General features: G+C 68.5%; 5 protein-coding genes. All 5 read right to left on the reverse strand.

The genetic code is table 11. The features are described from left to right. On the reverse strand, positions 1-184 hold a 184-nt coding region (locus tag VGW35_21300), incomplete at its 3' end, for a hypothetical protein (protein ID HEV8310208.1). A 114-nt stretch (positions 185-298) separates the two neighbouring features. Next, positions 299-1,273, reverse strand: coding sequence for a dipeptide ABC transporter ATP-binding protein (locus VGW35_21305; GenBank protein HEV8310209.1), 975 nt, complete (start codon positions 1,271-1,273; stop codon positions 299-301). A gap of 40 nt (positions 1,274-1,313) precedes the next feature. Continuing rightward, on the reverse strand, positions 1,314-2,288 hold the full coding sequence (locus VGW35_21310; protein HEV8310210.1) for an ABC transporter ATP-binding protein: 975 nt from the start codon (positions 2,286-2,288) through the stop codon (positions 1,314-1,316). 9 nt (positions 2,289-2,297) lie between these two features. Next, positions 2,298-3,335 carry a low specificity L-threonine aldolase gene (locus VGW35_21315; protein ID HEV8310211.1) on the reverse strand — a complete coding sequence of 346 codons (1,038 nt, stop codon included), beginning with the start codon at positions 3,333-3,335 and terminating at the stop codon, positions 2,298-2,300. Then, on the reverse strand, positions 3,328-4,142 hold an 815-nt coding region (locus VGW35_21320; protein ID HEV8310212.1), incomplete at its 5' end, for an outer membrane protein assembly factor BamD. The genes VGW35_21315 and VGW35_21320, both read right to left, overlap by 8 nt.

Consider the following 4,142-nt stretch of genomic DNA (forward strand, 5'->3'; position numbering starts at 1 on the left):
GGCGGTAGATCTGCTCGACGGCGGCCGTGGCCACGAGGTTGAAGTTGCCGGCGCCGCGCTTACTGGTGGACAGCGACATGACGAAGTACTGCCGCGGGCTCGACAGCACGTAGTAGTGCTGCCGCTTACCGTCTACTTCGCCGTGGAACTCCAGCCCTCTCGTCAGCGTCTTGACGTTGAGCATGCGTTGCTCCTCGTCGGCGGAGTCGAATGAACGATCGATGGTCGTGTCAGCTTCGAACAGCGATATGGGGAGGCCTCGGAGGGGGCCCCAGTCTCGATCAGTGGCCCCCTCCGATCAGTCCCGGAAGTGGCAGGAGACCCAGTGCCCCGACACGCCCTCCTTCAGCGCCGGCTCCTTGTCGGCGCAGATGGGGAACTGCCGGATCGGGCAGCGCGTGTGGAACCGGCAGCCCGACGGCGGGCGGATCGGGCTCGGAACATCGCCCTCGAGCAGGATCCGCTGGCGCTTGATCTCGGGGTCGGGGATCGGGACGGCCGAGAGAAGCGCCTCGGTGTAGGGGTGCCGCGGGTTGGTGTACAGCTCCTTGGCCGGCGCAATCTCGGCGATCTTCCCGAGGTACATCACGGCGACCCGGTTCGAGATGTGCTCGACGACCGAGAGGTCGTGGGCGATGAAGAGGTAGGTCAGGTTGAACTGTTTCTGGAGATCCTCCAGGAGGTTGATGACCTGGGCCTGGATCGAGACGTCGAGGGCGGACACCGGCTCGTCGGCGACGATGAGCTTGGGCGACACCGCCAGGGCGCGCGCGATCCCGATCCGCTGGCGCTGGCCGCCGGAGAACTCGTGGGGATAGCGTCGCATGTGGTCGGCGTGGAGGCCCACCGTCTCCAGCAGGTGGGCGACCTTCTGCTCGCGCTCGGCCTTGTTCTTGGCCAGCTTGTGGATGATGAGGGCCTCGCCGACGATCGAGCCGACCGTCATGCGCGGGTTCAGCGAGGCGTAGGGATCCTGGAAGATGATCTGCATGTCGCGCCGGAGGGCCCGGAGCGACCGCTTGTCGAGCGTGGTGACGTTCTTGCCCTCGAACCAGACCTCGCCGGCGGTCGGCTCGATGAGCCGGAGGATGCAGCGCCCCGTGGTGGACTTGCCACACCCCGACTCGCCCACCAGTCCCAGGGTCTCGCCCCGGTTGATCTCGAAGTTGACGCCGTCCACGGCGTGCACCCGGGCGACCTCCCGCGAGAAGAGACCACCCTTGATCGGGAAGTACTTGACCAGATTCTTGACGCGGAGGAGCGGCTCAGCCATGGGTTAGTCCTTTGTCTCCGTGGTGTGCCGGCACGGCACTCTAGTAGAGCCAGCAGGCGACCCTGTGCCCTGGCCGCACTTCCTTCAGGGGCGGTTCCTTCTCGGTGTACATGGGCTTCACGTACGGGCACCGCGGGGCGAACCGGCATCCTGGCGGCACGTCCAGCAGGCTCGGCACCACGCCGGGAATGGCCTCCAGCTTCTGCTTCTTGGTGGCGGCCAGGTCGATCCGGGGGATCGACCGGAGCAGCCCTTGCGTGTAAGGGTGCAGCGGCTCCTTGAAGAGCTCTTTGACGGGAGCCTCCTCGACGACCTTGGCGGCGTACATCACCATCACGCGCTGGGCGGTCTCCGCGATGACGCCCATGTCGTGAGTGATCAGCATGACGGCCATCCCGAGCTTGGCCTTCAGCTCGTTCAGGAGGTCCAGGATCTGGGCCTGGATGGTGACGTCGAGGGCCGTGGTCGGCTCATCCGCGATGAGGAGCTTCGGGTTGCACGACAACGCCATGGCGATCATGACCCGCTGGCGCATGCCGCCCGAGAGCTGGTGGGGGTACTCCTTCACCCGCCGCTCCGGGTTCGCCATGTGGACGAGCTTGAGCATCTCGACCGTCTTGTCCATGGCCGCCCGCCGCCCGAGCCCCTCGTGGAGGCGGATGGCCTCGGCGATCTGCTCCCCGATCGTGAACACGGGGTTCAGGGAGGTCATCGGCTCCTGGAAGACCATGGAGATCTCCTTGCCGCGGACCTTCCGGATCTGGGAGGGGGGCAGGGTGACCAGGTCGCGTCCCTGGTAGAGGATCTGTCCCTCCACGATGCGGCCGGGCGGCATCGGGATCAGCTTCATGATCGAGAGTGCGGTGACGGTCTTGCCGCACCCGGACTCCCCCACGATGCCGAGGGTCTCGCCCTTGTCGATGTGGAGGTCTATGCCGTCGACCGCGCGGACGACCCCTTCGTCCGTGAAGAAGTACGTCTTCAGGCCCTTGACCTCGAGCAGCCGCTCGCCCATGAATGCTCCTTACCAGCCCCCGGTGACTTCGCGGATGGCTGAGATCGCGCGCTCGACGTCCTCCCCGTCCACATCCTTGTGCGTCACGCAGCGGATGCCGGTGGGACCGGCGGCTCCGAGCTTGACCTTTCGGGCGGCGCAGCCCTCGATCAGCTCGGCTGCGCCGCCCGGTCGGTCTACCTGGAAGATCACGATGTTGGTCTGGACCCGCCACAGGTCGACCCGGAGGAGCGCGAGCCCGGCGAGGCCCTCCGCGAGCCGCCGGGCGTTCCGGTGGTCCTCGGCCAGCCGATCCACCATCCCGTCGAGGGCGATGAGACCGGCGGCTGCCAGGATCCCGCCCTGCCGCATGCCGCCGCCCAGGAGCTTCCGGACGCGGCGCGCCCGGGCGACGAACTCCCGGGGGCCGACGATGAGGGAGCCGACCGGGGCGGCCAGGCCCTTGGAGAGGCAGAACTGGACCGTGTCGACGACCGCGCCGTACTCGCGCGGGTCGCGCCGGAGCGCGACGCAGGCGTTGAAGATGCGGGCGCCGTCGAGGTGGACCGGCACACCCTGCTCGCGGGCGACCGCCGACACGGCCCCGACCTCTTCCGGGGTGAAGGCGACGCCGCCGTGCCGGTTGTGGGTGTTCTCGAGGGTGACGAGCCCGGTGACGGGAACGTGGATGTTCTTCACCCGGATGGCGGCCCGGACCTGGGCCGGCGTGGGGAGGCCACGTTCGGTGGAAAGCGGCAGCGTCTGGCAGAGCGAGAGGCGCGCGATCCCACCGACCTCGGCCCGGATGACGTGAGACTCGGCGTCGGCGATGACCTCTTGCCCCGGCTGCGTGTGGGTGAGGACGGCCACCTGGTTGCCCATCGTTCCCGAGGCGACGAAGAGGCCGGCCTCCTTGCCGAAGCGCTCGGCGGCGCGCGCCTCGAGCCGACTGACGGTCGGATCCTCTTCGTAGACGTCGTCGCCGACCTCGGCCGCCGCCATGGCGGCGCGCATCGCGGGTGTCGGGGTGGTCAGCGTATCCGACCGGAGATCGACCGTGTCATGCATGCCGGGGCTCCTCGCGGGGCGGCGGGCCGAAGCCCGTCTGCCCCTGCCGGGCGCGTCGAGACCACTCGCTGGTCGGGTACTCCTCGACGAGCCGGCGCAGGGTGGTGGCGGCTTCCTCGGTTCGTCCGAGCCGGGTCAGGGCCTCGGCCTTCTGGAAGAGGGCCTGGGGCGCCACCGCCGTGCGTGCGTATTCCTTCAGGACCGAGTCGTAGCGCTGGATCGCCGCGACCAGGTTCCCCTGGCGGACGTAGTAGTCGGCGATCCAGATCTCCTTCTGGGCCAGCCGGAGCCGGCAGGCCTCGATCTTGGCGATCGAGTCGGGAGCGTAGCGGCTCTCGGGGTACTGCTTGACGAGCTTCCGGAATTCGGCCAGGGCCTTGGCGGTGAGGGCCTGATCCCGCTCCAGGATGGGCATCTGGTCGAGGTAGCTTCGGGCCAGGCGGTACTGGGCGAGATCGGCGATCGCGTGGCCGGGGTAGAGGCTCATGAAGGCTTCGAACTCGCGGGTCGCCCGGTCGAACTCCTGGTCGCGGTAGTAGCTCTCGCCGAGGAGGAACCGGGCTTTGGGGACCAGGGTCGAATCGGGGTGGCGCTCGACGAGCTTTCGGAGGGCGTCGCGCGCGGCTTCCTGGCGGCCCCGCAGGAGATCGCGCTCGGCGTCCTCGTAGAGCTTGGCCGCGGGCGGCAGCGTGTCCGGACGGCTCCGGAAGAGCGAGCAGCCGCCGAGGAGAGGGAGAACGGCGAGGGCGAAGACGCCCAGCCAGGTACCGGGGTGACACGAGCGACTATGGCTGACCACGGGCCTCC

The organism is Candidatus Methylomirabilota bacterium (genome assembly GCA_036005065.1).
GTDB lineage: Bacteria > Methylomirabilota > Methylomirabilia > Rokubacteriales > DASRDR01 > DASYQW01.

What these genes read in the sequence shown, in the direction of transcription:
- VGW35_21315 (HEV8310211.1), bottom strand. Translation starts at nt 3,335, where the DNA reads ATGCATGACACGGTCGATCTCCGGTCGGATACGCTGACCACCCCGACA.
- VGW35_21310 (HEV8310210.1), bottom strand. Translation starts at nt 2,288, where the DNA reads ATGGGCGAGCGGCTGCTCGAGGTCAAGGGCCTGAAGACGTACTTCTTC.
- VGW35_21305 (HEV8310209.1), bottom strand. Translation starts at nt 1,273, where the DNA reads ATGGCTGAGCCGCTCCTCCGCGTCAAGAATCTGGTCAAGTACTTCCCG.